A 22938-nucleotide genomic window follows, 5' to 3' on the forward strand; every position below is an offset into this window, starting at 1 on the left:
CGCCCCTGAGATGCGCACCTTCGGTGCGGCATCTCCCCGATAAAGGCTGAGCGGCGAAGCCGCTCGCCTTTAGGGGCGCGGGGAACTGCGCGACCGGCCACGACGCACGCCGCACCCGGCAACGGACCCCCACCCCCGCGGCGCGAACCCCTCACACCCGCCCATCCGCCCCGCTGAGCCCACCGTTCCCCCCGGGAAACCATCGGGACGCCACCGGGAAACACCCACCCCGCACTCTCAAGAACATGACCGCACCGTACGAGCACGCCGACACCCCCCGGGACGGGACCGTCGTCGTCATCGGCACCGGCCTCGCCGGCACCCGCCTCGCCCAGCGCCTGGGCGAGCGCGCGGTGCTGATCGGGGAGGAGCAGCACGCCCCGTACAACCGCGTGCTGCTCGCCGAGGTCCTCGCCGGAACGTACGGCCCGGACGTCATCGAGCTGCCCCGCACCCCGGGCACCCGCCTGCACACCCGCGCCGTCCGCATCGACCGGGACCGGCGGATCGTGCAGTGCGAGGACGGCACCGAGGTCGGCTACGACCACCTCGTCCTCGCGACCGGGTCCAACCCCGTACTGCCGCCCCTGCGCGGACTCTTCGAGCCCGGGGCGGGTGAACTGCCCGGCGGCGTCCGCGCGTTCCGCACCATGGACGACTGCCTGGCGCTGTCCGGCGCCGTCTCCGAAGGGACCCGGGCCGTCGTGATCGGCGGCGGTCTCCTCGGGGTCTCCGCGGCCCGCGCGCTGGCCCGGCGCGGCGCCCAGGTGGTGCTCACGCAGCAGGCGGAGCGGCTGATGGAGCGCCAGCTCGACCCGCGCTCCTCCGAACTGGTCCGCCGCCATCTGACCTCGCTCGGCGTCGAGATCCACACCGAGTGCCGGGTCCGCGGCGTCGGCGTCGTCGACGGACACGTACGCCGCGTCGAACTGCACGACGGCTACGTGCTCGGCACCGACGTCACCGTCCTCGCCTGCGGGGTGCGGCCCCGCGCCGGACTCGCGCAGGCCGCGGGCCTCGACGTACGCAAAGGCATCGTCGTCGACGACGAGCTGCGCACCAGCGACCCGCGCATCCACGCGATCGGCGACTGCGCGCAGCACGCCGGCACCGTGTACGGGCTCGCGACGCCCGCACTGGAGCAGGCCGACGCGCTCGCCGACCTGCTGACCGGGGCGCCCGCCGCGTACACCGGCACCCGCACCCTGACCCGGCTGACCCTCCCGCACGAGGCAGGCCCGCTCGATCTCGCCGCGTTCGGCGAGACCGAGGCACTCCCCGGCGACGACGTCGTCCAGCTCACGGACGCCACGCGCGGCACGTACCGCAAGGTCGTGGTGCGCGGTGACCGTCTGGTCGGCGGCGTCCTGGTCGGCGAGCTCGCCAGCGTCGGCGCGCTCGCCCGTGCCTGGGAGTCGAACGAATCGCTGCCCGCCGACGACGCCGTCGCCGCGCCGCTGCTCCATCTGCTCACCCACGACGGAGGCCTCTGACATGGCGACCTCACTGCCCACCCTCGTTCTCGTCGGCCACGGCATGGTCGGCCAGCGCTTCCTCGAAGCGGCGGCCGAGCGCGGGCTCACCGAGACGCACCGCGTCGTCGTCCTGTGCGAGGAGCCGCGTCCCGCCTACGACCGCGTGCATCTGACCTCGTACTTCTCGGGCACGACGCCCGAGGAACTGTCCATGACGGACCCGGAGTTCATCGCGAAGCACGGCATCGAGCTGCACGTCGGCGACCCCGCCGTGGTCGTGGACCGCGAGGCCCGCGTCGTGCACGCCCGGTCCGGCCTGAAGGTGTCGTACGACGCGCTCGTGCTGGCCACCGGCTCGTACCCGTTCGTGCCGCCGGTGCCGAACAAGGACGCCGCGGGCTGCTTCGTGTACCGGACCATCGAGGACCTGTACGCGATCGAGGACTACGCCAAGAACAACGCCACGGTGGGTGCCGTGGTCGGCGGCGGGCTGCTCGGCCTGGAGGCCGCGGGCGCGCTGCAAGGGCTCGGACTGACCACGCACATCGTGGAGTTCGCGCCGCGCCTGATGCCGGTGCAGGTCGACGAGGGCGGCGGCGCCGCGCTCCTGAAGACCATCTCCGACATGGGCCTCAGCGTCCACACGGGCGTCGGCACGCAGGAGATCGTGACGACGGACGGCGCGGAGACCGGCGCGGTGCGCGGGATGAAGCTGTCCGACGGCTCCGAGCTCCAGACGGACCTGGTGGTGTTCTCCGCCGGCGTCCGGCCGCGTGACCAACTCGCCCGCGACATGGGCCTGCTGGTCGGCGAGCGCGGCGGCATCACCGTCGACGAGCAGTGCCGTACCAGCGACCCCGACATCTTCGCGATCGGCGAGTGCGCACTGGCCTCGGACGGCCGGGTGTACGGCCTTGTCGCCCCGGGTTACGAGATGGCGCTGACCGCCGCCGCGGCCATCGCCGAGTCCTCCACGGAGGGTGTGGCCGAGCAACTGACCTTCACCGGCGCCGACTTGTCCACCAAGCTGAAGCTGCTCGGCGTCGACGTGGCCTCCTTCGGTGACGCGCACGGCGCCACCGCGGACTGCCTCGACGTCGTCTACTCGGACTCGCGCTCGGGCACGTACAAGAAGCTGGTCATCGGCAGCGAGGGCGAGCTGCTCGGCGGCATCCTCGTCGGCGACGCGGAGGCGTACGGCACGCTGCGCGCGTTCACCGGCTCGGTCCCGCCGATCGCGCCCGAGCAGCTGGTGCTCCCGGCGGGTGCGGGGGCGCCGGTGCAGCTGGGCCCGGAGGCGCTGCCCGCCGACGCCGTCATCTGCTCGTGCCACAACGTCACCAAGGGCGAGATCTGCGAGCACACGACGCTGCCCGAGGTGAAGAAGTGCACCAAGGCCGGTACCGGGTGCGGCAGTTGCGTCAAGCTCATCGGGCAGCTGCTGCCCAAGACGGGCGACGACGGGCTGTGCGGCTGCTTCAAGCACACCCGCCAGGAGCTGTACGAGATCGTGCGCGTCAAGCGGATCACGACGTTCGCGCAGCTGCTCGACGAGCACGGGCGCGAGGACGCGCGCGGCGGCGAGGGCTGCGAGGTCTGCAAGCCGACGGTGGGTTCGATCATCGCGTCGCTCGCTCCCGCGATCGGCGCCGACGGTTACGTCCTGGAAGGCGAGCAGGCGGCGCTCCAGGACACCAACGACCACTTCCTCGCCAACTTGCAGAAGAACGGCTCCTATTCGGTCGTGCCGCGCATCCCGGGCGGTGAGATCACGCCCGAGAAACTCATCGTGATCGGCGAGGTGGCGCGGGACTTCGGCCTCTACACGAAGATCACCGGCGGCCAGCGCATCGACCTCTTCGGCGCACGCGTCGACCAACTGCCCATGATCTGGGCGCGGTTGGTGGACGCAGGCTTCGAGTCGGGTCACGCGTACGGCAAGTCGCTGCGCACCGTGAAGTCGTGCGTCGGGCAGACCTGGTGCCGCTACGGCGTGCAGGACTCGGTCCGGATGGCCATCGACCTGGAGCTGCGCTACCGGGGGCTCAGGTCGCCGCACAAGCTGAAGTCGGCGGTCTCCGGGTGCGCCCGCGAGTGCGCCGAGGCCCAGTCGAAGGACTTCGGCGTCATCGCCACCGCCAACGGCTGGAACCTGTACGTGGGCGGCAACGGCGGCATGACGCCCCGTCACGCCGACCTGCTCGCCCAGGACCTGAGCGACGCTGAGCTGATCCGCCTGATCGACCGGTTCCTGATGTTCTACATCCGCACCGCCGACCGCCTGGAGCGCACCTCGGTCTGGCTCGACCGGATCGACGGCGGCCTCGACCACGTACGCGACGTCGTGGTGCACGACTCGCTCGGCATCTGCGACGAGCTGGAAGCCCTGATGCGGGCGCACGTCGACCACTACCGCGACGAGTGGTCCGAGACCATCAACGACCCGGAGCGGCTCGCCCGCTTCGTCTCCTTCGTCAACGCCCCCGGCACCCCGGACCCCACGGTCCGCTTCGTGCCGGAGCGCGACCAGATCAAGCCGGAACTGCCGCTGATCCCCCTGGAAGGACTCGCTGTCCGATGACAATGGCCCCGATCGCCCCCGACAAGACGACGGTCATGGTTCAAGTCGCCGTCAACGACGAGTGGTTGAGCGTCTGCGAGCTGTCCCGGATGACGCCGGGGCGCGGCGTCGCCGCCCTGCTGCCCGACGGCCGGCAGGCGGCGGTCTTCCTGGACCGCGCGGGCCGCGTCTTCGCCCTCGACAACACCGACCCGTTCACCGGCGCGGCCGTGCTCTCGCGCGGCCTGATCGGCTCGGCGCAGGGCCGCCCGTTCGTGGCGTCGCCGCTGCTCAAGCAGCGCTTCGACCTGGCGACGGGCCGGTGCCTCGACGACGACGAGGTCACGGTGCGGGCGTACGAGGTGCGGGCCGCCGCCTGAGCCGCCCCGAGCCCCGGCAAGAGGATTACTTGACCGATCGTTCTGATTACGCATAGGTTCTCCGCGTGGCCAGAACCAAGGAATTCGACCCGGACGCCGCGCTGCTGGCAGCCCTTGAGCTGTTCCAGCGGCGCGGCTACGAGGCGACGTCGATGACGGACCTCGTCGAGCACCTCGGCGTCGGACGCGCCAGCATCTACGCGACGTTCGGCAACAAACAGGAGCTCTACCTCAAGGCGGTCGACCGCTACACCGAGACCGCGGACTCGACGGTCCTCGCCGAGCTGGCCGGGGACGGCCCGCCGCTCGACGCCGTACGCACCGTCGTACGCCGCTTCGCCGCCGAGGCCGCCTCCGACGACCAGCGCTTTCTGGGCTGCCTGGTCACGAACACGGCGGCGGAGCTCGGCCCGCACGACACACAGGCCGCCCGCCGCGTCCAGCGGAGCTGGGACCACATGGAGACGCTGCTGCACGCGACGCTCACCCGCGCGCAGGCCAGGGGCGAGCTGCCGGGCGACCGCGATCCGCGCGCGCTCGCCCGCCTGCTGCTCGTCCTGATGCAGGGGATCCGCGTCACCGGCAAGGCGTCGCAGGACCCGGCCCGGGTCAGGGACGCGGCCGAGCAGGCACTCGCCCTCCTGGACTGAGACGCCGTTCCGGACCGAGCCGCCCTTCCGGACCGAGACCTCCGCGCCTCTCCCCTTTTTTCATGCCCTCATACTGAACCGATCGGTCAAGAAAGAGGAACCCTGATGACTTCCCCGACCACCTCCGCGCCCCGCACCCGCTTCACCGGCCGCACCGCCCTCGTCACCGGCGCCGGCTCGGGACTCGGCCGGGCGATCGCCCTCGCCCTGGCCGCCGAGGGCGCGAACGTCGTCGTCGCCGGGCGCACCCCGGCACCGCTGGAGGAGACCGTCGCCCTGATCGAGGCGGCGGGCGGCACCGCCCTCGCGCACCCGGCGGACGTGACCCGCGCCGACGACGTGAAGGCCCTGGTGCGTACGGCAGTGGACCGGTTCGGCTCGCTCGACGTCGCCGTGAACAACGCCGGCGTCTTCCGCGGCGGCGGCCCCGTCGCCGACCTGTCCGCCGAGGACTGGCGCACCCTGCTCGACATCAACGTCACGGGCGTCCTCTACGCGCTCCAGGCCGAGGTCGCCCAGATGCGCAGCCAGCCGGGCGGCGGCGCGATCGTGAACATCTCCTCGAACCTCGGGCCGCACAAGTCCCGCGCCGGGATCGCCGGTTACGGTGCCTCGAAGGCCGCCGTCTCGGCCCTGACCCGGGGCGCCGCGCTCGACCACATCGCCGACGGCGTCCGTATCAACGCGGTGAGCCCCGGCCCCTCCGACTCGGCGATGTCGCTGCTGCCCGGCGAGACGCCGGCCGAGCGCGCGGTCCGGATGAAGGAGGCCTCGCCGCTGGGCCGCGTCTCGACGGCCGACGAGGTCGCCGCGGCCGTCCTCTACCTCGCCTCGTCCGACGCCGCGTCGGTGGTCGGCACCGACCTGGTGATCGACGGCGGCGCCTCCGCCTGACCGTCAGCGGGCCGTCACCACCCCGGTTCGGTCAGTCAGTGTCACGTCAAGAGGGGTGACTCCGCACAGCCCCCGGCCTAGCGTGCGCTGCATGCGACACATTGCGAGGACGCCGGGGGTGCGGGGCGGGCGCCGCCCCGCCCGGCCGACGGGCACCGTCACCGACCGGAACTGGGCGGGCGAACTGCGGGCCGCGCTGTTCTCCGCCCTGGCCCTGGCCGCTCTCGTCCTGACCATCGACGCGGCCAACTCGACGCTCACGCCCGCCCGTTCGGCCCTGTGGCTCGGACTCTCCCTGCTCCTCTACGCCGTTCTGCACCCGCAGCGCGTCACGGCGGGCCCCGGCTGGCTCGCCGTGCGCGGGCTGCTGCGGCGCGCCCACGTCTGCACGGACCTGCTGGTGTCGGCGCGGGCCGCGGACGGGGTCGCGCCGCGGCTCGTCCTGCGCGACGCGCTGGGCGGCCGGGTCGAACTGGACCCGAAGATCCTCACCGGCAACCCGCTGCTGTGGCACCGGGTCGAGACCGGCGCCGCGCGGGCCCGCACCAGCGGGCTCTTCGTCTGCGGCGACGAGTTGCTGCGCGGCCTCGGCGCGCGGGTCGACGGCGACACGGCCAAGGCCGTCTTCGAGGCGTCCGGCCTCGACTGACGGCCCGGCTCAGCCCGCGGCTTTGAGCGCCCCGTACGCCACCCCGGTCAGCTGCTCCGACGCGGCCCAGAGCCGCTCCCCCGCCGCGTCGTTGAGCGTCCACGGCGCCCGCCACGACCCGGCCGGCGCCCCGCGCCACATGAGGAAGCGCGGCCCGTAGAAGCCGTCCGGCCGTACATCGGGCGCCGTCGCCGCGTAGAGCGTGGGCAGCGCGCCCTGGTCCGCGGGCTGCGCGAAGAACCGGTTGCCGACCTCGACGAACCGTTCGGCCGCCTTGCGGCCCTCCATCCGGACGCCCCGCGTCTGGAGGGACGTGGCGGCGTACCCGGGGTGGGCGGCCGCGGCGATCAGGTCCGCGCCGGTGGCGGCGGCGCGGCGGGCCAGTTCATGGACGTACAGCAGGTTGGCGGTCTTGGAGCGGGCGTACGCCACCCACCGCCGGTACTGCCGCTCGCTGTTGAGGTCGCCGATGTCGAGGTTGGCGAGGGCGTGCAGGCCGCTGGCGACGGTGACGACGCGCGGCGCGGATGCCTCCAGGAGGTTCGGCAGGAGCAGTCCGGTCAGCGCGAAGTGCCCGAGGTGGTTGACGCCGAACTGCCTCTCGAAGCCGTCGGCCGTGCGCCCGTACGGCAGCGCCATCACGCCCGCGTTGTTGACGAGGAGATCGAGGGCCTGCCCGCCCCGGGCGGCGGCGAAGTCCCGTACGGAGGTGAGGTCGCCGAGGTCGAGGGGCGCGAACTCGGCGTCGGCGTGCGGGACTTCGGTGCGGATCCGGTCCCGCGCCTCGGTGCCGCGCCGTTCGCTGCGGCAGGCAAGGACGACCCGCGCGCCGGCGCGGGCCAGTTCGCGGGCCGTGACGTAACCGATGCCGCTGTTGGCGCCGGTGACGACGGCGGTGCGGCCGCTCTGGTCGGGGATGTCGCTCGCGTTCCAGCCGCTCATGGCGGAATTCTCCCTGGGAGAGGGGGCGGAGGGCCTGCTTCTTACCGCAGGGTAACCACGATCCCGGTCCCAGGGAACGCGAAGGGCGGCACCCCCCGCACAGGGGTACCGCCCGTTCGCAGGGGGGCCGGAGCCGCCGCCGATCGGTGAGGGTCGGGGACCGACGGCGGCTCCGGAGCTTCTAGCGGTGGTCGCTGCCCGTGGAGGTGCTGGCCGCGCGGCCGGCCTCCAGGCGGGCGACCGGGATGCGGAACGGCGAGCAGGAGACGTAGTCGAGGCCGACCTCGTGGAAGAAGTGGACCGACTCCGGGTCGCCGCCGTGCTCACCGCAGACACCGAGCTTGAGGTCGGGACGCGTGGCCCGGCCCGCGGCGACCGCGGACTTCACGAGGGAGCCGACGCCGTCCTTGTCGATCGTCTCGAACGGCGACACCCCGAAGATGCCCTTCTCCAGGTACGCGGTGAAGAACGAGGCCTCCACGTCGTCACGGGAGAAGCCCCAGACGGTCTGCGTGAGGTCGTTCGTGCCGAAGGAGAAGAACTGGGCGGCCTCGGCGATCTGCCCGGCCGTGAGGGCGGCCCGCGGCAGCTCGATCATCGTGCCGATGGCCAGCTTCAGCTTGACGCCGGTCTGCTCCTCGACCTCCGCGATGACCCGGTCGGACTCCTCGCGGACGATCTCCAGCTCCTGGACGGTGCCGACGAGCGGGATCATGATCTCGGCGCGGGGGTCGCCCTTGGCGTTCTTGCGGGCGGCGGCCGCCTCGGCGATGGCGCGCACCTGCATGGCGAACAGGCCGGGGATGACGAGCCCGAGGCGGACGCCGCGCAGACCCAGCATCGGGTTCTGCTCGTGCAGCCGGTGCACGGCCTGGAGCAGGCGCAGGTCGTTCTCGTTGTTGTCCTGGCGGGACTCGGCGAGCGCGACGCGCACCGACAGCTCGGTGATGTCGGGCAGGAACTCGTGCAGCGGCGGGTCGAGCAGGCGGATGGTGACGGGCAGCCCGTCCATCGCCTCGAACAGCTCGACGAAGTCCTGCTTCTGGAGCGGCAGGAGCTGCTTGAGGGAGTCCTCGCGCTCGGTGTCCGTGTCGGCGAGGATCAGCTTCTCGACCATCTCGCGGCGCTCGCCGAGGAACATGTGCTCGGTGCGGCACAGGCCGATGCCCTGGGCGCCGAACCGGCGGGCGCGCAGCGCGTCCTCGGCGTTGTCGGCGTTGGCCCGCACGCGCAGCCGGCGTACCCGGTCCGCGTACGCCATGATCCGGTGCACGGCGCCGACCAGTTCGTCGGCGTCGTCGGCCCCGGCGTGCATCCGGCCCTCGAAGTACTCGACGACCGGGGAGGGGACGACCGGCACCTCGCCGCGGTAGACCTTGCCGGTCGAGCCGTCGATGGAGACGACGTCGCCCTCCTCGACGACGACGTCGCCGATGGTCAGGCGCCGCCGCTTGGTGTCGACCTCCAGCTCCTCGGCGCCGCAGACACAGGTCTTGCCCATGCCGCGCGCGACGACGGCCGCGTGCGAGGTCTTGCCGCCGCGCGAGGTCAGGATGCCCTCGGCGGCGATCATGCCGTCGAGGTCGTCGGGGTTGGTCTCGCGGCGGATCAGGATGACCTTCTCGCCGGAGCGCGACCACTTGATCGCGGTGTACGAGTCGAAGACCGCCTTGCCGACCGCGGCGCCCGGGGACGCGGCGATGCCGCGCCCGAGCAGCTCGACCTTGGCCTCGTCGTCGAAGCGCGGGAACATCAGCTGGGCGAGCTGGGCGCCGGTGACGCGCTGGAGCGCCTCGGCCTCGTCGATCAGGCCCTGGTCGACGAGCTGCGTCGCGATACGGAAGGCGGCACCGGCGGTGCGCTTGCCGACGCGGGTCTGGAGCATCCACAGCTGGCCGCGCTCGATGGTGAACTCGATGTCGCAGAGGTCCTTGTAGTGGTTCTCAAGGGTCTCCATGATCTGCATGAGCTGGTCGTACGACTTCTTGTCGATCTGCTCCAGCTCGGCGAGCGGCACGGTGTTGCGGATGCCCGCGACGACGTCCTCGCCCTGCGCGTTCTGGAGGTAGTCGCCGTAGACGCCCTGGTGGCCGGAGGCCGGGTCGCGGGTGAACGCGACGCCCGTTCCGGAGTCGGGGCCGAGGTTGCCGAAGACCATCGAGCAGACGTTGACCGCGGTGCCGAGGTCGCCGGGGATGCGCTCCTGGCGGCGGTACAGCTTGGCGCGGTCGGTGTTCCACGAGTCGAAGACCGCGTGGATCGCGAGGTCCATCTGCTCGCGCGGGTCCTGCGGGAAGTCGCGCCCGGCCTCGGTCTTGACGATCTTCTTGAAGCGCGTGACGAGCTTCTTGAGGTCGGCGGCGTCCAGGTCCGTGTCGACGGTGACCTTCTTGGCGCGCTTGGCCTTCTCCAGCTCCTCCTCGAAGAGCTCGCCGTCGACGTCCAGGACGGTCTTGCCGAACATCTGGATGAGGCGGCGGTACGAGTCCCACGCGAAGCGGTCGTCGCCGGCCTGCTTGGCGAGGCCCTGCACCGACTTGTCGGAGAGGCCGATGTTGAGGACGGTGTCCATCATGCCGGGCATGGAGAACTTCGCGCCCGAACGGACCGACACCAGAAGGGGGTTGTCGGCCTGGCCGAGCTTCTTGCCCATCTGCTGCTCGAGCGCGTCGAGGTGCTGGGTGACCTCGTCACGCAGTGCCACCGGCTCGGCGCCGCTCTCCAGGTAGACCTTGCACGCGTCGGTGGTGATGGTGAAGCCCGGAGGAACGGGAAGCCCCAGGTTCGTCATCTCGGCGAGGTTGGCACCCTTGCCGCCGAGAAGGTCCTTGAGGTCCTTGTTTCCTTCGGTGAAGTCGTAAACGAACTTCGTTACCTGAGGATCTTTGTTTTCCGACACGGGTCTCGACTCCTCGAGGCTCGGGTGGCTGCCCTGACGGCGAGGAACATACCCAGATCCAAGGCCTATGGGTACGTCCACTCAGCCGTCATACGGACGTAACCACCCGTCCGCCAGGAGATCGAAAGTGACCGGCGGGTAGGCGCCCTCGAATCCGTGTGTTCAAGTTCTGAACGGTCAACCCCCGTAGACCCCGGATATCGCTCACATGAGCGCCCCGATCTCACATGTGCGTTCACTGCGTAAATGATCGAGCGATGGCACTCAGTGCCAGGAGTTGGAGAAGTGCAGACGGCGATTCCGCGTCACGATGCCGCTCATGTGAGCACAAGGGCTATCAGGCGTGGCGAGAATCACGCCGTTTGAAGCGGGCGCCGGACGCTCCGATGTCAGCATGCGGACAGGTCCGGGGCCCGTCCCCGGGCGGAAACGGGCCCGTCACACGCCGAGGGCCGCGAGCCGTCGCTCGGCGCGCGCGGGGGCGTACAACTCCTCCACCACCAGCGCTCCCGCTCCGATGAGCGCGGACCGCTCGCCGAGCCGCGAGGTGACCACGTCGAGGCGGGCGGTGGAGCGGGGCAGGGCCCGCTGGTAGAGGAGTTCGCGGACGCCGGTCAGGAAGGGAGTTCCGGCCAAGTCTCCGGCGATCATGAGAACGCCGGGGTTGAGGAGCGTCACGACCGTGGCGAGGACCTCCCCGACGCTGCGCCCCGCGTCCCGCGCGAGCCGCGCCGCCTGGGGGTGCCCGGCGGCGAGCAGCGCGCGCACATCGGACCCCGAGGCCGCGGGCACGCCCGCCTCGGTGAGCCTGCGCGCGAGGGCCCGGCCGCTCGCGACCGCCGCGAGGCAGCCGTACGAGCCGCACTTGCACAGGGCGTCGGCGCCCTCGGGCACCCGGATGTGGCCGATGTCGCCGGCGCCGCCGTCGATGCCGCGGTAGATCGCGCCGTCCACGACGACACCCGCGCCGATCCCGGTGGAGACCTTGACCAGGGCGAAGGCGCGGCAGTCCGGGTGGGCGGCGCGCTGCTCCCCGTACGCCATGAGGTTCGCGTCGTTGTCGACGAGCACGGGGACGTCGGGGGCGGTCGCCGCGTGTTCGGCGGCGGCGCGCGCGAGGCGGCCCGTGATGTCGTAGCCGTCCCAGCCCGGCATGATCGGGGGCTGCACGACGCGGCCGCTCTCGATGTCGACGGGGCCGGGGACCGCGAGGCCGATGCCGCAGACGGTGTCGGCGGCGCGGCCGGTCTTCTTCAGCAACTCGCCGAACCAGACGGCCAGTCGGGGCAGGACCGTCTCGGGCCCCGCCTCGACGGTGAGGGAACCTGTGTGCTCGGCGAGGACCTCGCCGCTCAGACTCAGGACGGCGGCGCGGGCGTGCCGGGTGTCGAGGTCGGCGGCGAGCACGACCGCGTGCGCGTCGTCGAACTCCAGGTGGATCGAAGGGCGGCCGCCCAGACGGGAGTTGACGGGTCCGGCCGCGCCCTCGCGCAGCCAGCCCGCGCGGAAGAGCCGGTCGAGGCGCTGCCCGACCGTGGCCCGCGACAGGCCCGTGACCTCCTGGAGGGCGCCCCGTGTGGTCGCCCGTCCGCTGCGCACCAGGTGCAGCAGATCTCCGGCGCTCGCCTGGTTCCCCGCCATGGCCGCCAACCCCCTTGCGTTCATCAACTGCGCGTTACATTCTAGGTTTTGCGTGTTAAGCAGACGTAACCCTATGCTGCCTCTCGCGTAACCGGCAGCCCGCGGGAGAGCATGTGGAGCACATCATCGAGCGGCGCAGAACCACGAGCACCGCGGTCGCCCGGCGGGACACGCTGCACGACCGCGCGGCACGGGTCCTCGACGCGAACTGGACGGGCACCTCGACGGTCCCCTCGCGCACGCTCTATCCCCACCAGTGGTCGTGGGACTCGGCGTTCATCGCGATCGGCCTGCGTCATGTCTCCTCCTTACGGGCCCAGTTGGAGCTGGAGACGCTGCTCGGCGCCCAGTGGGGCGACGGGCGCATCCCGCACATCGTGTTCAACCCTGCCATCCCGCTGGACGCGTACTTCCCCAGCCCCGACTTCTGGCGCTCCTCCACCGCGGGGCGCGCCGCCGGGGCGCCGCTGACCCAGCAGACGTCCGGCATCGTGCAGCCGCCGGTGCACGCGCTCGCCGCGTGGCTCGTGCACCGCGCCGACCCGGACCTCTCGCGCGAGCGCGGCTTCCTCTCCCGCGTCTATCCGGCTCTCGCCGCCTGGCACCGCTATCTGCTGCACCGCCGCGACCTGGGCGGCGCGGGCCTCGTCTCCGTCGTCCACCCCTGGGAGCAGGGGATGGACAACAGCCCGTGCTGGGACGCCCCGTTGGGCCGGATCTCCCCCGCGCCCGCGCGGACGTTCCGGCGCGCGGACCTGGAGCACGGCGCGGCGGAGGACCGCCCGACGGACCTCGACTACGGCCGGTACGTGCGCCTGGCGATGGACTACCGCGACGGCCGATACGCGGACGGCGGCGGGCAGTTCGCGGTCGAGGATCCTGCCTTCAACGCTCTCCTGGCCGCCTCCGAGCACGCCCTCGCGCGCATCGCCTGCGAGCTGGGAGCGGTGGGCACGGCGCGGCACGCCCGCGCCGAGCGGCTCACGGCGGCGCTCGTCGAGCGGCTCTGGGACCCGCGGGAGGGCCTGTTCTTCTGCCGTGACCTGCGGGGCGCGGGCGGCCTGATCCGTGAGCGGGGCATCGCCGGGCTGATCCCGCTGATCCTGCCGACGCTGCCGCGTGACGTGGTCACCACCCTCGTCCGCACCGCGAGCGGACCGCACTTCGGCGTCGGCGACCGGGTGCGCCTCGCGCCGAGCTACGACCTCGAAGGGCCGTCCTTCGATCCGCACCGCTACTGGCGCGGGCCCGCCTGGTTCAACACCAACTGGCTCCTTGAGCGCGGCCTGAACCTGCACGGCGAGCACGAGCGGGCGGCGGACCTGCGGGCGTCGCTCCTGGAGGTGGCCGGGGCCTCCGACTTCGCCGAGTACGTCGACCCGTACACGGGAGCGGGCTGTGGCGCCCGCGGCTTCGGCTGGACGGCCGCGCTGACGCTGGACCTGCTGGGTTCTCGGGAAGGAACGTGGGGATGACGGACGGACACGCGCACGGGCAGGCGCGTCAACTCCTCGTGCGGGCGGGCACGTTCGCGTCGACGGACGCGGCCGGCGGGCTCACCGCGGTACGGGGCGGTTCCTCGCTCGAAGGCCTCTTCGTGCGGGACGCCCGGCACCTGTGCCGCTGGCAGCTCACCGTCGACGGCGCGGCGCCCGAGGTGCTCACGCCGATGACGTACGAGGACGAGGGCGTCGCCCGCTGTGTCCTCGTGCCGCGCGGCGGGCGTCAGGAGCCGCCCGCGTACACGCTCTTCCGTGAACAGGCGGTCGGCGACGGCTCGTTCGTGGAACGACTGCGCGTCGTGTCGAACCGCCCCCTGCCCACGACGGTCCACTTGGCCCTGACGGTCGACGCGGACTTCACGGACCAGTTCGAGCTGCGGTCCGACCACCGCACGTACACGAAGACGGGCGCGGTCCGCGGGCGTGAAGTCCTCGACGACGGCGTCGAGTTCACGTACACGCGCGGCGACTGGCGCTCGTCGACGACCGTGACGGGCGAGCCCGCCCCCGACGCGGTCGAGGAGACAGGGGCGGGCGCGCGGCGGCTCGTCTGGGCGCTGGAGCTGGCATCACAGGGCAGCGCCGAGCTGACCCTGCGCGTGGTGGCCCGCCCGCACGGCGCGGAGGCACCGGACAGCGTCCCGGCGAGCCCCGCCGACGCCTCGGCCGAACTCGGGGCGTCCGTGAGGGAGTTCGCCGGCGGGGTGGAGCTGCCCGGGGCGTGGCCGGAGCTGGCCGACGCGTGTGCGCGCGGGCTCGCCGACCTGGCGGTGCTGCGGGTCCCCGCGGCCGGTCCCGACGGGGAGCGGCATCTGGTGCCGGCGGCGGGCGTGCCGTGGTTCCTGACCCTCCTGGGGCGCGACGCCCTGCTCACCTCCCTCTTCACGCTGCCCTACCGCCCCGAACTGGCCGCGGCCACGCTCCCGGTCCTCGCCGCCACCCAGGCCACCGAGCAGGTCGAGGGGGCCGTCGCCCAGCCCGGCAAGATCGTGCACGAGGTGCGGCACGGGGAACTGGCGCACTTCGGGCAGGTGCCGTACGGGCGCTACTACGGCTCGGTCGACGCGACGCCGCTGTTCCTGGTGCTGCTCGGCGCGTACACGGAGCACACCGGGGACTTGTCCGTGGCCCGGCGCCTGGAGCCGCACGCGCGGGCCGCGGTGGGCTGGATGCTCGACCACGGCGGGCTCACGTCACGCGGCTACCTCGTCTACCGCGCGGACCAGGGCGGCCTCGCCAACCAGAACTGGAAGGACTCCCCCGGCGCGATCTGCTCCGCCGACGGGAGCCGGGCGACGGGCCCGGTGATGGCGGCGGGCGCCCAGGGCTACGCGTACGACGCGCTGCGCCGCACGGCCCTCCTGGCCCGCACCGTCTGGGACGACGTGGTCTACGCGGAGCTGCTCGAACAGGCGGCGGCGGATCTGCGGGACCGTTTCCTGCGGGACTTCTGGATGGAGGACCGCGGCTTCCCCGCGCTGGCCCTCGACGGCGACGGCCGGCAGGTCGACGCGCTCGCCTCCGACGCGGGGCATCTGCTCTGGTCCGGGCTGCTCGACAAGGAGTACGGGGAGGCGGTCGGGCGGCGGTTGCTGGAGCCGGACTTCTTCTCCGGGTGGGGCGTGCGCACGGTGGCCTCCGGGCAGGCCGCGTACCACCCGCTGTCGTATCACCGGGGGTCGGTGTGGCCGCACGACAACGCGTTGATCGCGCTGGGGCTCGCGCGGTACGGGCTGCATGACGAGGCGCGGGTCGTGGCCGGGGGGCTCGTCTCGGCCGCGGTCGCCTGCGGCGGGCGGCTGCCGGAGGTCATCGCCGGGTACGCCAGGTCGGCTCACCCGGAGCCGGTGCCTTACCCGTACGCGTGTGTCCGTGAGTCGAGGTCTGCGGCGGCGCCGTTGGCGTTGCTCAGCGCCGTTGGGGGTTGAGGCCGGGGGGCGACTGCGGTGCCGTCGTGGCTGGTCGCGCAGTTCCCCGCGCCCCTGGGGAAGCTGCGCGAAGCGCATGCCTCAGAGGCGCGGGGAACTGCGCGGCCAGCCCCCACACACCCGCACCCTGCGACGCAACAATCAGCCCCCGGACGTGTCCAGCTCCGCGTCCTCGGAGATGCCCGCACAGTCGTACGGGTCCTTCAGCCAACCGTCCGGCAGGACGACCCGCCCGTTCCCCGAGGTACGGCCCCGCGGACCGTCCGCCCCGGTGGGCCACTCCTGCTCCAGGTCCAACTCGTCGAGCCCCGAGCGGAGTTCGTCCAGCGACGACGTGATCGCCAGACGCTTGCGCATCTCGGAGCCGACCGAGAACCCCTTCAGGTACCAGGCGACGTGCTTGCGGAAGTCGATGACGCCCCGCGCCTCGTCCCCGATCCACTCACCGAGCAGCGTCGCGTGCCGCACCATCGCGTCGGCCACGACCCGCAGCGTCGGGCGGACCCGCTCGTCGCGGCCCTCGAACGCCGCGACCAGGTCCGCGAAGAGCCATGGCCGGCCCAGGCACCCGCGCCCCACGACCACGCCGTCGCACCCGGTCTCGCGGACCATGCGCAGCGCGTCGTCGGCGGACCAGATGTCGCCGTTGCCGAGGACGGGGATCTCCGGGACGTGCTCCTTCAGGCGCGCGATGGCGTCCCAGTCCGCCGTGCCGCCGTAGTGCTGCGCGGCCGTACGCCCGTGCAGCGCGATCGCCGTCACGCCCTCCTCGACGGCGATGCGGCCGGCGTCGAGGAACGTGATGTGGTCGTCGTCGATGCCCTTGCGCATCTTCATGGTGACCGGCAGGTCACCGGCCCCCGACACCGCTTCCTTGAGGATCGCGCGGAGCAGCGGCCGCTTGTACGGGAGGGCGGAGCCGCCGCCCTTGCGCGTCACCTTCGGGACGGGGCAGCCGAAGTTCAGGTCGATGTGGTCGGCGAGGTCCTCTTCCGCGATCATGCGGACGGCCTTGCCGACGGTGGCCGGGTCGACGCCGTACAGCTGGATCGAGCGAGGCTTCTCGGTCTCGTCGAAGTGGATCAGCTGCATGGTCTTCTCGTTGCGCTCGACGAGGGCGCGCGTCGTGATCATCTCGCTCACGAAGAGACCCTTGCCGCCGGAGAACTCCCTGCACAGGGTGCGGAAGGGCGCGTTCGTGATCCCGGCCATGGGGGCGAGGACCACGGGCGGCTGCACGGTGTGCGGGCCGATGTGAAGAGGCTGCTGGGTCATCGGGGCGGGTCTCCGGAGACGTACGACTACACCTTCGAGGGGCGCGGGCAAGGATCCATTGTCCCACCCCCGCCGCTCACCCCGTGAGGGCCGCCAGTTTCTCCAGCCGTTCCTCGGTCTCGTCGTCGGCGGGGAGGTACGAGACCACCCGGTACGCGTCGCTGTCGGGGGCGAGCCACATGTGGCGGTGCTCAAGGCGCAGCAGGCCGATCTCCGGGTCCGGGTGCAGGTAGCGCTTGACGTGGGAGACCATCGGCGCGACGTCGTGGCGCCGCCACAGTTCGCGGAACTCCTCGGACACGTCGAGGAGCTCGTCGACCTGCGTCTTCCAGGCGGGTTCGGCGACGTGTTCGGCCATCGCCTTGCGGTACTTGGCGAGGAGTTCGGGCAGCATCACGTCCCGGTCGAGGAACTGCACGCGCCAGCGGTCGTTCATGAACATCATCCACAGGGCGTTGCGGTGCCGGGGTTCCTGTTCGGCGGGGTCGCCGAAGACCTCGGTGTAGGCCTGGTTGTGGGCGAGGACGTCGTAGCGGGCGTTCTTCACCTCGGCCGGGTACGGCTCCAGGCGCTTGAGCAGCCGAAGCAGCGTGGGCGTGACGGCCGGGGAGACCACCTCGGCCCGCGGGTCGGTGGTCCCGGCGAGCGCGAAGGCGTGGGCCCGCTCGGTGGGGTCGAGGCGCAGGGCGCGGGCGATGGCGTCGAGGACTCCGGCCGAGACGTTGATGGCGCGGCCCTGCTCCAGCCACGTGTACCAGGTGATGCCGACCGAGGCGAGGTGCGCGACCTCTTCGCGGCGCAGGCCCGGGGTGCGGCGGCGGGCCGTGCCGGGCAGGCCGACCTGGTCGGGGGTGATGCGCTCGCGGCGGCTGCGCAGGAAGGCGGCGAGCTCGGCCCGGCGCAGACCGTCCGCCGATGTGGCCCGGGCAGAGGTCGTCATGCCACCAGGATGCCCCGGCGCTCATCCTGTTGCCAGGTACTGCCTGTAACACGATAAGCAGGCTCTGGTACCAGGCTGAGCGGGCGGCGACGGTGGGGGCATGACCTCACACACGCGCCCCCGTGGCGCACCGGATACCGTCGAACCCATGTCCGACGCACCACACACCCTGACGCACCGGCGACGGATGCTCGTCCTCGCGATCTGCTGCATGAGCCTGCTGATCGTCAGCCTGGACATCACCATCCTGAACGTGGCGCTCCCGTCCATGGCGAAGGACTTCGACGCCACGCTGTCGGGCATGCAGTGGACGATCGACGCGTACACGCTCGTCCTCGCCTCGCTGCTGATGCTGGCCGGTTCGACCGCCGACCGGATCGGGCGCCGCAAGGTCTTCAAGATCGGCCTGATCGTGTTCACGGCCGCGTCCGTGGCCTGCTCGCTCGCGCCGACCATCGAAGCGCTGGTGGCGTTCCGGATGGTGCAGGCCGTCGGTGGCTCGATGCTCAACCCGGTCGCGATGTCGATCATCACGAACACCTTCACGGACCCGCGCGAGCGGGCCCGCGCCATCGGTGTGTGGGGCGGCGTCGTCGGCATCTCGATGGCCGCGGGCCCGCTGATGGGCGGCCTGCTGGTGGACTCGGTGGGCTGGCGGTCGATCTTCTGGGTCAATCTGCCCGTCGGCCTGGCCGCGCTCCTGCTCACCATCCGTTACGTGCCCGAGTCCCGGGCGCCGAAGGCCCGCCGCCCCGATCCGGTCGGCCAGGTCCTGATCATCGCGCTGCTCGGTTCACTGACGTACGCGATCATCGAGGCGCCCGACGCGGGCTGGACGTCACCGCGCATCGTCGTCTTCGCGGCGGTCGCCCTCGCCGCGCTCATCGGGATCCTGCTCTACGAGCCGCGCCGTATCGAACCCCTCATCGACCTGCGGTTCTTCCGCTCGGCCCCGTTCAGCGGCGCCACCGTGATCGCGGTCGGCGCGTTCGCGGCGCTCGGCGGCTTCCTGTTCCTGTCGACGCTGTACCTCCAGGACGTACGGGGTCTGGACGCGCTGCACGCGGGCCTGTGGATGCTGCCGATGGCGTCGATGGCGCTGGTGTGCGCGCCGCTGTCGGGCCGGCTCGTCGGCAGCCGGGGTCCTCGGCTGCCGCTGCTGATCGCGGGCGTGACGATGACGGCGAGCGGGCTGCTGTTCGCGGTCTTCGACGCGGAGACGTCGAACGGTTCGCTGTTCGTCTCCTACGTCCTGTTCGGCATCGGCTTCGGCTTCGTCAACGCGCCCATCACCAACACGGCCGTCTCCGGGATGCCGCGCGCCCAGGCCGGAGTCGCGGCGGCCGTCGCCTCCACCAGCCGGCAGATCGGCCAGACGCTCGGCGTCGCCGTCATCGGCGCGGTCCTCGCGTCGGGCGTCGCCGGATCCTCGTACGCGGACGCCTTCGTCGGCGCGAGCCGGAGCTGCTGGTGGATCATCGCCGGGTGCGGTCTCGCGGTCCTGGTGCTCGGCGCGCTGACCAGCGGGCGGTGGGCGAAGGAGACGGCCAGGCGCACGGCGCAGCGCCTTGCGGAGCCGGAGGTCCGCGCGGAGGCGGACCTCACGAGTTCGAGCTGAGCGCCAACTCCCGGAGCCTGTCGAGGCGTTCGCGGGTCGCGTCGTCCACCGGGGTGTAGGTGACCATGCGGGCCCCGCCGTCCCGGCCCAGCCACAGGTCGGTGTGGACGACGGCGATCGGGCCGACGAGCGGGTTGATGAAGTGCTTGACCTTGCTGGGCACCGACTGCACGACCTCGTGGCGCTCCCACACCTCGCGGAACTCGGCGGACTCGTCGAGGAGGCGCTTGAGGACCGACTTCCAGGTGGGCTCGGCGAGGTGCTCGGCCATGCCGGCGCGGAACTTGGCGGCCATGATCCGCTCCACCTCGTCGAGGTTGACGATCGTCGACCGCCACTGCTCGTGGGTGAAGGCGAGCAGCATCCAGTTGCGGTCCTCGGGCGGGATCTCGTCCAGGTCGCAGAAGAGCAGCCGGTAGGTGCTGTTGTAGGCGAGGATGTCGTAGCGGCTGTTCTGCACGCAGGCCGGCATCGGTTCCAACTTGTCGAGCATCAGGCGCAGTTCGGGGGTGAGCCGGGCGCAGCTCGACGCCGGGGACGGGTCGATCGCCCCCGCGAGAGCGAACAGGTGGGCGCGCTCGCTGGTGTCGAGGCGCAGGGTGCGGGCGAGGGCGTCGAGGACCTGCGCGGAGACCTGGATGTCGCGGGCCTGCTCCAGCCACGTGTACCAGGTGACACCGACCGCGGACAGGTGCGCGACCTCTTCGCGGCGCAGGCCCGGGGTGCGGCGGCGGGCTCCGCGCGGCAGGCCCACGTCCTCGGGCGTGATGCGCTCGCGGCGGCTGCGCAGGAAGCCGGCGAGTTCGTGCCGCCGGATCTCGGCGGGCCGTGCGTCCTCCTCGCCCAGGGCGAGAACGGCATCCTGCGTCATGGTGGTCATGCCTCCAGCCTGCACCCGTGCCGAGCCTGTTTCCAGGTATCTCTTCTACCAGGATAAGAACACTCTGGTACCCCCTTCAGGGGTGGCGGAGTCTCGATGCCATGACCACCACCACGCAGTCCCCGCCGCTGGCGCGCGGCACGGCGCCCGGCACCGCCCTGACCGGTCCGGGCCTGTTCACCGTGCTGCTCGGCGCGGCGCTCCCGCTCATCGACTTCTTCATCGTCAACGTCGCCCTGCCCACCATCGACCGCGACCTGTCCGCGAGCGAGCCGGTCCTCGAGCTGGTCGTCGCCGGGTACGGCATCGCGTACGCCGTCCTCCTCGTCCTCGGCGGCAGGCTCGGCGACCTGCTGGGCCGCCGCCGGCTCTTCCTCGGCGGCATGGCGGCGTTCGGCCTGACGTCACTGGCCTGCGGCCTCGCCCCGACCGCCACGACCCTCGTCGTGGCACGCGTCGCACAGGGCGCGGCGTCCGCGGCGATGCTCCCGCAGGTCCTCGCCACCATCCAGGCGACGACGGCCGGGCCGCGCCGGGCCAAGGCCATGAGCATGTACGGGGCGACTGCGGGCCTGTCGATGGTGGCGGGCCAGGTCCTGGGCGGCGTCCTCGTCTCGGCGGACCTGTTCGGCACGGGCTGGCGCTCGGTGTTCCTGGTGAACGTGCCGGTGGTCGTCGTGGCCCTCGTCCTCGCCGCCCGCACCGTCCCCGAGACCCGCTCGGCACGCCCCGAACCGGTCGACGTCCCCGGCACGGTCCTGCTCGCCCTCGCCCTGGCCGCGCTGCTCGCGCCGCTCACCGAGGGCCGGGCGGCGGGCTGGCCGCTGTGGACGTGGATGTCCCTGGCGGCGTTCCCGCTCCTCGCGTACCTCTTCTACGCGGTCGAGCGCAGGGAGGACAGGGCGGGCCGCACACCGCTGGTCCCGCCGTCCCTCTTCCGGCTCCCTTCCCTGCGGCGGGGGTTGATCATGGTCGTCCCGTTCTCGATCGGCTTCTCGGGCTTCATGTTCGTGATCGCGGTGGCCCTTCAGCAGGGTGAGCGGCTCGACGCGACTGCGGCGGGTCTGGCGCTGGCCCCGATGGCCGCGGTGTTCTTCGCGACGTCGCTCGCCGGGCCGCGCCTGGTGGCCCGCTGGGGCACGCGGGTCGTCACCGCGGGCGGCCTGCTCCAGGCGGCCGGCCTGAGCCTGATCGCGCTCGCGGCCTGGCAGACGTGGCCGCACCTCGGGGTCGTCCAGCTGCTCCCCGGCGCGGCGCTCGCGGGCGCGGGGCAGGCGCTCCAGCTCCCCATCCTGTTCCGCATCATCCTGTCCGAGGTGCCGGCGGCGCGGGCGGGCGTCGGCAGCGGCGTCATGACGACGACCCAACAGGCGGCCCTCGCCCTGGGCGTGGCCACCCTCGGCTCCCTGTTCCTCTCCCTGGCCCCGGGCATGGGCATGCGCGACGCCCTCCTGGTCACCTTGGCCGCCCAGCTCGCCACGGTGGCCCTGACGGTGACGCTGAGCCTGCGCCTGCCGCGCTCGATCGCGTGACCCGCACGCCGGCACCGCCGACGTGAGTGACGGGTGACAGGCGACGGACGGCCCACGACACATGACAGGTGACAGATAACAGATATTGAAATCTGTCACCTGTCATGTCATGGTGGAGAACATGAACCTCCCCACCGGAAACCCCGGAAACCTCCCCACCCGATCCCTCGGCACCACCGGCCCCCGCGTCTCCGCGCTCGGCCTCGGCTGCATGGGGATGTCCGCCCTGTACGGCGACGCCGACCGCGCCGAGTCGATCGCCACCATCCATGCCGCGCTCGACGCGGGGATCACGCTTCTCGACACCGGCGACTTCTACGCCATGGGCCACAACGAGATGCTGATCGGCGAAGCACTGCGCTCCGCGCCCGCCGCGGCCCGCGAGAAGGCACTGACCAGCGTGAAGTTCGGCGCCCTTCGCGACCCGGACGGCGGCTGGTCCGGCTACGACGGCCGCCCGCAGGCCGTGCGGAACTTCGTCGCGTACAGCCTTCAGCGCCTCGGCGTCGACCACATCGACGTCTACCGGATCGCCCGCATCGACCCGGACGTGCCGATCGAGGAGACCGTCGGCGCCATCGCCGAGCTGGTCGAGAAGGGCCACGTCCGGCACATCGGCCTCAGCGAGGTCGGCGCCGACACCATCCGCCGGGCCGCCGCCACCGCCCCGGTCTCCGACCTCCAGATCGAGTACTCGCTGATCTCGCGCGGCATCGAGGACGACATCCTGCCGACCGCCCGTGAGCTGGGCATCGGCGTCACCGCGTACGGCGTCCTGTCCCGCGGTCTGATCTCCGGCCACTTCACCCGCGACCGGCAGCTCGCCGCGAACGACTTCCGCGGGATGAGCCCGCGCTTCCAGGGCGAGAACCTCCAGCACAACCTCGACCTCGTCGAGCAGCTCCGCAAGATCGCCGAGCAGAAGGGCGTGAGCGTCGCGCAGATCGCCATCGCCTGGGTCCTCAGCCGCGGCGAGGACATCGTGCCGCTGGTCGGCGCCCGCCGCCGCGACCGCCTCACCGAGGCCCTCGGCGCGCTGGACGTCACGCTGGACGCGGCCGACCTCGCCGCGATCGAGGAGGCCGTGCCCGCCGACGCCGCGGCCGGCGAGCGCTACCCGGCCGCGCAGATGGCACACCTCGACAGCGAACGCTGATCGGCGCCGGGTACCTT

17 protein-coding genes are annotated in these 22938 nt (G+C 72.2%); 11 read left to right on the forward strand and 6 right to left on the reverse strand.

Going from position 1 to position 22938, the window contains the following annotated elements; all coding sequences use genetic code 11:
- Positions 1-245: 245 nt before the first annotated feature.
- The 6 genes from AB0L37_RS17870 to AB0L37_RS17895 all read left to right on the forward strand — a co-directional run bounded on the left by AB0L37_RS17870 (position 246) and on the right by AB0L37_RS17895 (position 6608).
- A complete protein-coding gene (locus AB0L37_RS17870) occupies positions 246-1493 on the forward strand; it encodes an FAD-dependent oxidoreductase (protein ID WP_365505681.1) in 1248 nt (415 codons plus the stop codon).
- A gap of 1 nt (position 1494) precedes the next feature.
- Positions 1495-4056 carry a nitrite reductase large subunit NirB gene (gene nirB, locus AB0L37_RS17875; RefSeq protein WP_365505684.1) on the forward strand — a complete coding sequence of 854 codons (2562 nt, stop codon included), beginning with the start codon at positions 1495-1497 and terminating at the stop codon, positions 4054-4056.
- Complete coding sequence (gene nirD, locus AB0L37_RS17880) at positions 4053-4415, forward strand: nitrite reductase small subunit NirD (protein ID WP_365505687.1); 363 nt, start codon at positions 4053-4055, stop codon at positions 4413-4415. The genes nirB and nirD overlap by 4 nt, the downstream gene beginning before the upstream one ends.
- 65 nt (positions 4416-4480) lie before the next feature.
- On the forward strand, positions 4481-5065 hold the full coding sequence (locus AB0L37_RS17885) for a TetR/AcrR family transcriptional regulator (RefSeq protein WP_365505690.1): 585 nt from the start codon (positions 4481-4483) through the stop codon (positions 5063-5065).
- 105 nt (positions 5066-5170) lie between these two features.
- Entirely contained in the window at positions 5171-5959 is a 789-nt protein-coding gene (locus AB0L37_RS17890; RefSeq protein WP_365505692.1) for an SDR family oxidoreductase, read from the forward strand.
- Between the two features lie 91 nt (positions 5960-6050).
- A complete protein-coding gene (locus AB0L37_RS17895; RefSeq protein WP_365505695.1) occupies positions 6051-6608 on the forward strand; it encodes a hypothetical protein in 558 nt (185 codons plus the stop codon).
- A 9-nt stretch (positions 6609-6617) separates the two neighbouring features.
- Here the strand turns inward: AB0L37_RS17895 and AB0L37_RS17900 are convergent, their stop codons facing one another.
- The 3 genes from AB0L37_RS17900 to AB0L37_RS17910 form a co-directional block, all read right to left on the reverse strand.
- Positions 6618-7550 carry an oxidoreductase gene (locus AB0L37_RS17900; protein ID WP_365505698.1) on the reverse strand — a complete coding sequence of 311 codons (933 nt, stop codon included), beginning with the start codon at positions 7548-7550 and terminating at the stop codon, positions 6618-6620.
- 181 nt (positions 7551-7731) lie between these two features.
- On the reverse strand, positions 7732-10449 hold the full coding sequence (gene ppdK / locus AB0L37_RS17905) for a pyruvate, phosphate dikinase (protein WP_365505701.1): 2718 nt from the start codon (positions 10447-10449) through the stop codon (positions 7732-7734).
- A gap of 438 nt (positions 10450-10887) precedes the next feature.
- Positions 10888-12090, reverse strand: coding sequence for an ROK family protein (locus AB0L37_RS17910; RefSeq protein ID WP_365505704.1), 1203 nt, complete (start codon positions 12088-12090; stop codon positions 10888-10890).
- A gap of 122 nt (positions 12091-12212) precedes the next feature.
- Here AB0L37_RS17910 and AB0L37_RS17915 point away from each other — a divergent pair, with 122 nt between their 5' ends.
- Together AB0L37_RS17915 and AB0L37_RS17920 are read left to right on the forward strand one after the other, a co-directional pair.
- Positions 12213-13565: a hypothetical protein gene (locus tag AB0L37_RS17915; protein ID WP_365506210.1), complete on the forward strand. Its 1353-nt coding sequence runs from the start codon at positions 12213-12215 to the stop codon at positions 13563-13565.
- Positions 13562-15520, forward strand: a complete 1959-nt coding sequence (locus tag AB0L37_RS17920) for a glycogen debranching N-terminal domain-containing protein (RefSeq protein WP_365505707.1) — start codon at positions 13562-13564, stop codon at positions 15518-15520. Before AB0L37_RS17915 ends, AB0L37_RS17920 begins: the two co-directional genes overlap by 4 nt.
- Positions 15521-15661: 141 nt before the next feature.
- On the opposite strand, the gene dusB is transcribed toward AB0L37_RS17920, so the two are convergent.
- Both dusB and AB0L37_RS17930 read right to left on the reverse strand, forming a co-directional pair.
- Positions 15662-16795, reverse strand: a complete 1134-nt coding sequence (dusB, locus tag AB0L37_RS17925; protein ID WP_365505709.1) for a tRNA dihydrouridine synthase DusB — start codon at positions 16793-16795, stop codon at positions 15662-15664.
- Positions 16796-16871: 76 nt separating this feature from the next.
- A complete protein-coding gene (locus tag AB0L37_RS17930) occupies positions 16872-17735 on the reverse strand; it encodes a helix-turn-helix transcriptional regulator (protein ID WP_365505712.1) in 864 nt (287 codons plus the stop codon).
- Between the two features lie 148 nt (positions 17736-17883).
- Between AB0L37_RS17930 and AB0L37_RS17935 the strand changes: the two genes are divergently transcribed.
- Positions 17884-19353, forward strand: coding sequence for an MFS transporter (locus AB0L37_RS17935; protein WP_365505715.1), 1470 nt, complete (start codon positions 17884-17886; stop codon positions 19351-19353).
- Here AB0L37_RS17935 and AB0L37_RS17940 read toward each other — a convergent pair.
- Entirely contained in the window at positions 19337-20233 is an 897-nt protein-coding gene (locus AB0L37_RS17940) for a helix-turn-helix transcriptional regulator (protein ID WP_365505718.1), read from the reverse strand. The genes AB0L37_RS17935 and AB0L37_RS17940 overlap by 17 nt on opposite strands.
- Positions 20234-20334: 101 nt before the next feature.
- On the opposite strand from AB0L37_RS17940, the gene AB0L37_RS17945 reads away from it, so the two are divergent.
- Together AB0L37_RS17945 and AB0L37_RS17950 are read left to right on the forward strand one after the other, a co-directional pair.
- Positions 20335-21765, forward strand: coding sequence for an MFS transporter (locus AB0L37_RS17945; RefSeq protein WP_365505720.1), 1431 nt, complete (start codon positions 20335-20337; stop codon positions 21763-21765).
- 121 nt (positions 21766-21886) lie between these two features.
- Entirely contained in the window at positions 21887-22921 is a 1035-nt protein-coding gene (locus tag AB0L37_RS17950) for an aldo/keto reductase (protein WP_365505722.1), read from the forward strand.
- Positions 22922-22938: the final 17 nt, after the last annotated feature.

The organism is Streptomyces sp. NPDC052225 (assembly GCF_040679615.1).
Taxonomy (GTDB): Bacteria; Actinomycetota; Actinomycetes; order Streptomycetales; family Streptomycetaceae; genus Streptomyces.

Coding starts and splice junctions, on each gene's coding strand:
- AB0L37_RS17870 (WP_365505681.1), top strand. CDS start 246: ATGACCGCACCGTACGAGCACGCCGACACCCCCCGGGACGGGACCGTC.
- nirB (WP_365505684.1), top strand. CDS start 1,495: ATGGCGACCTCACTGCCCACCCTCGTTCTCGTCGGCCACGGCATGGTC.
- nirD (WP_365505687.1), top strand. CDS start 4,053: ATGACAATGGCCCCGATCGCCCCCGACAAGACGACGGTCATGGTTCAA.
- AB0L37_RS17890 (WP_365505692.1), top strand. CDS start 5,171: ATGACTTCCCCGACCACCTCCGCGCCCCGCACCCGCTTCACCGGCCGC.
- AB0L37_RS17895 (WP_365505695.1), top strand. CDS start 6,051: ATGCGACACATTGCGAGGACGCCGGGGGTGCGGGGCGGGCGCCGCCCC.
- AB0L37_RS17900 (WP_365505698.1), bottom strand. CDS start 7,550: ATGAGCGGCTGGAACGCGAGCGACATCCCCGACCAGAGCGGCCGCACC.
- AB0L37_RS17910 (WP_365505704.1), bottom strand. CDS start 12,090: ATGGCGGGGAACCAGGCGAGCGCCGGAGATCTGCTGCACCTGGTGCGC.
- AB0L37_RS17920 (WP_365505707.1), top strand. CDS start 13,562: ATGACGGACGGACACGCGCACGGGCAGGCGCGTCAACTCCTCGTGCGG.
- dusB (WP_365505709.1), bottom strand. CDS start 16,795: ATGACCCAGCAGCCTCTTCACATCGGCCCGCACACCGTGCAGCCGCCC.
- AB0L37_RS17930 (WP_365505712.1), bottom strand. CDS start 17,735: ATGACGACCTCTGCCCGGGCCACATCGGCGGACGGTCTGCGCCGGGCC.
- AB0L37_RS17935 (WP_365505715.1), top strand. CDS start 17,884: ATGTCCGACGCACCACACACCCTGACGCACCGGCGACGGATGCTCGTC.
- AB0L37_RS17940 (WP_365505718.1), bottom strand. CDS start 20,233: ATGACCACCATGACGCAGGATGCCGTTCTCGCCCTGGGCGAGGAGGAC.
- AB0L37_RS17945 (WP_365505720.1), top strand. CDS start 20,335: ATGACCACCACCACGCAGTCCCCGCCGCTGGCGCGCGGCACGGCGCCC.
- AB0L37_RS17950 (WP_365505722.1), top strand. CDS start 21,887: ATGAACCTCCCCACCGGAAACCCCGGAAACCTCCCCACCCGATCCCTC.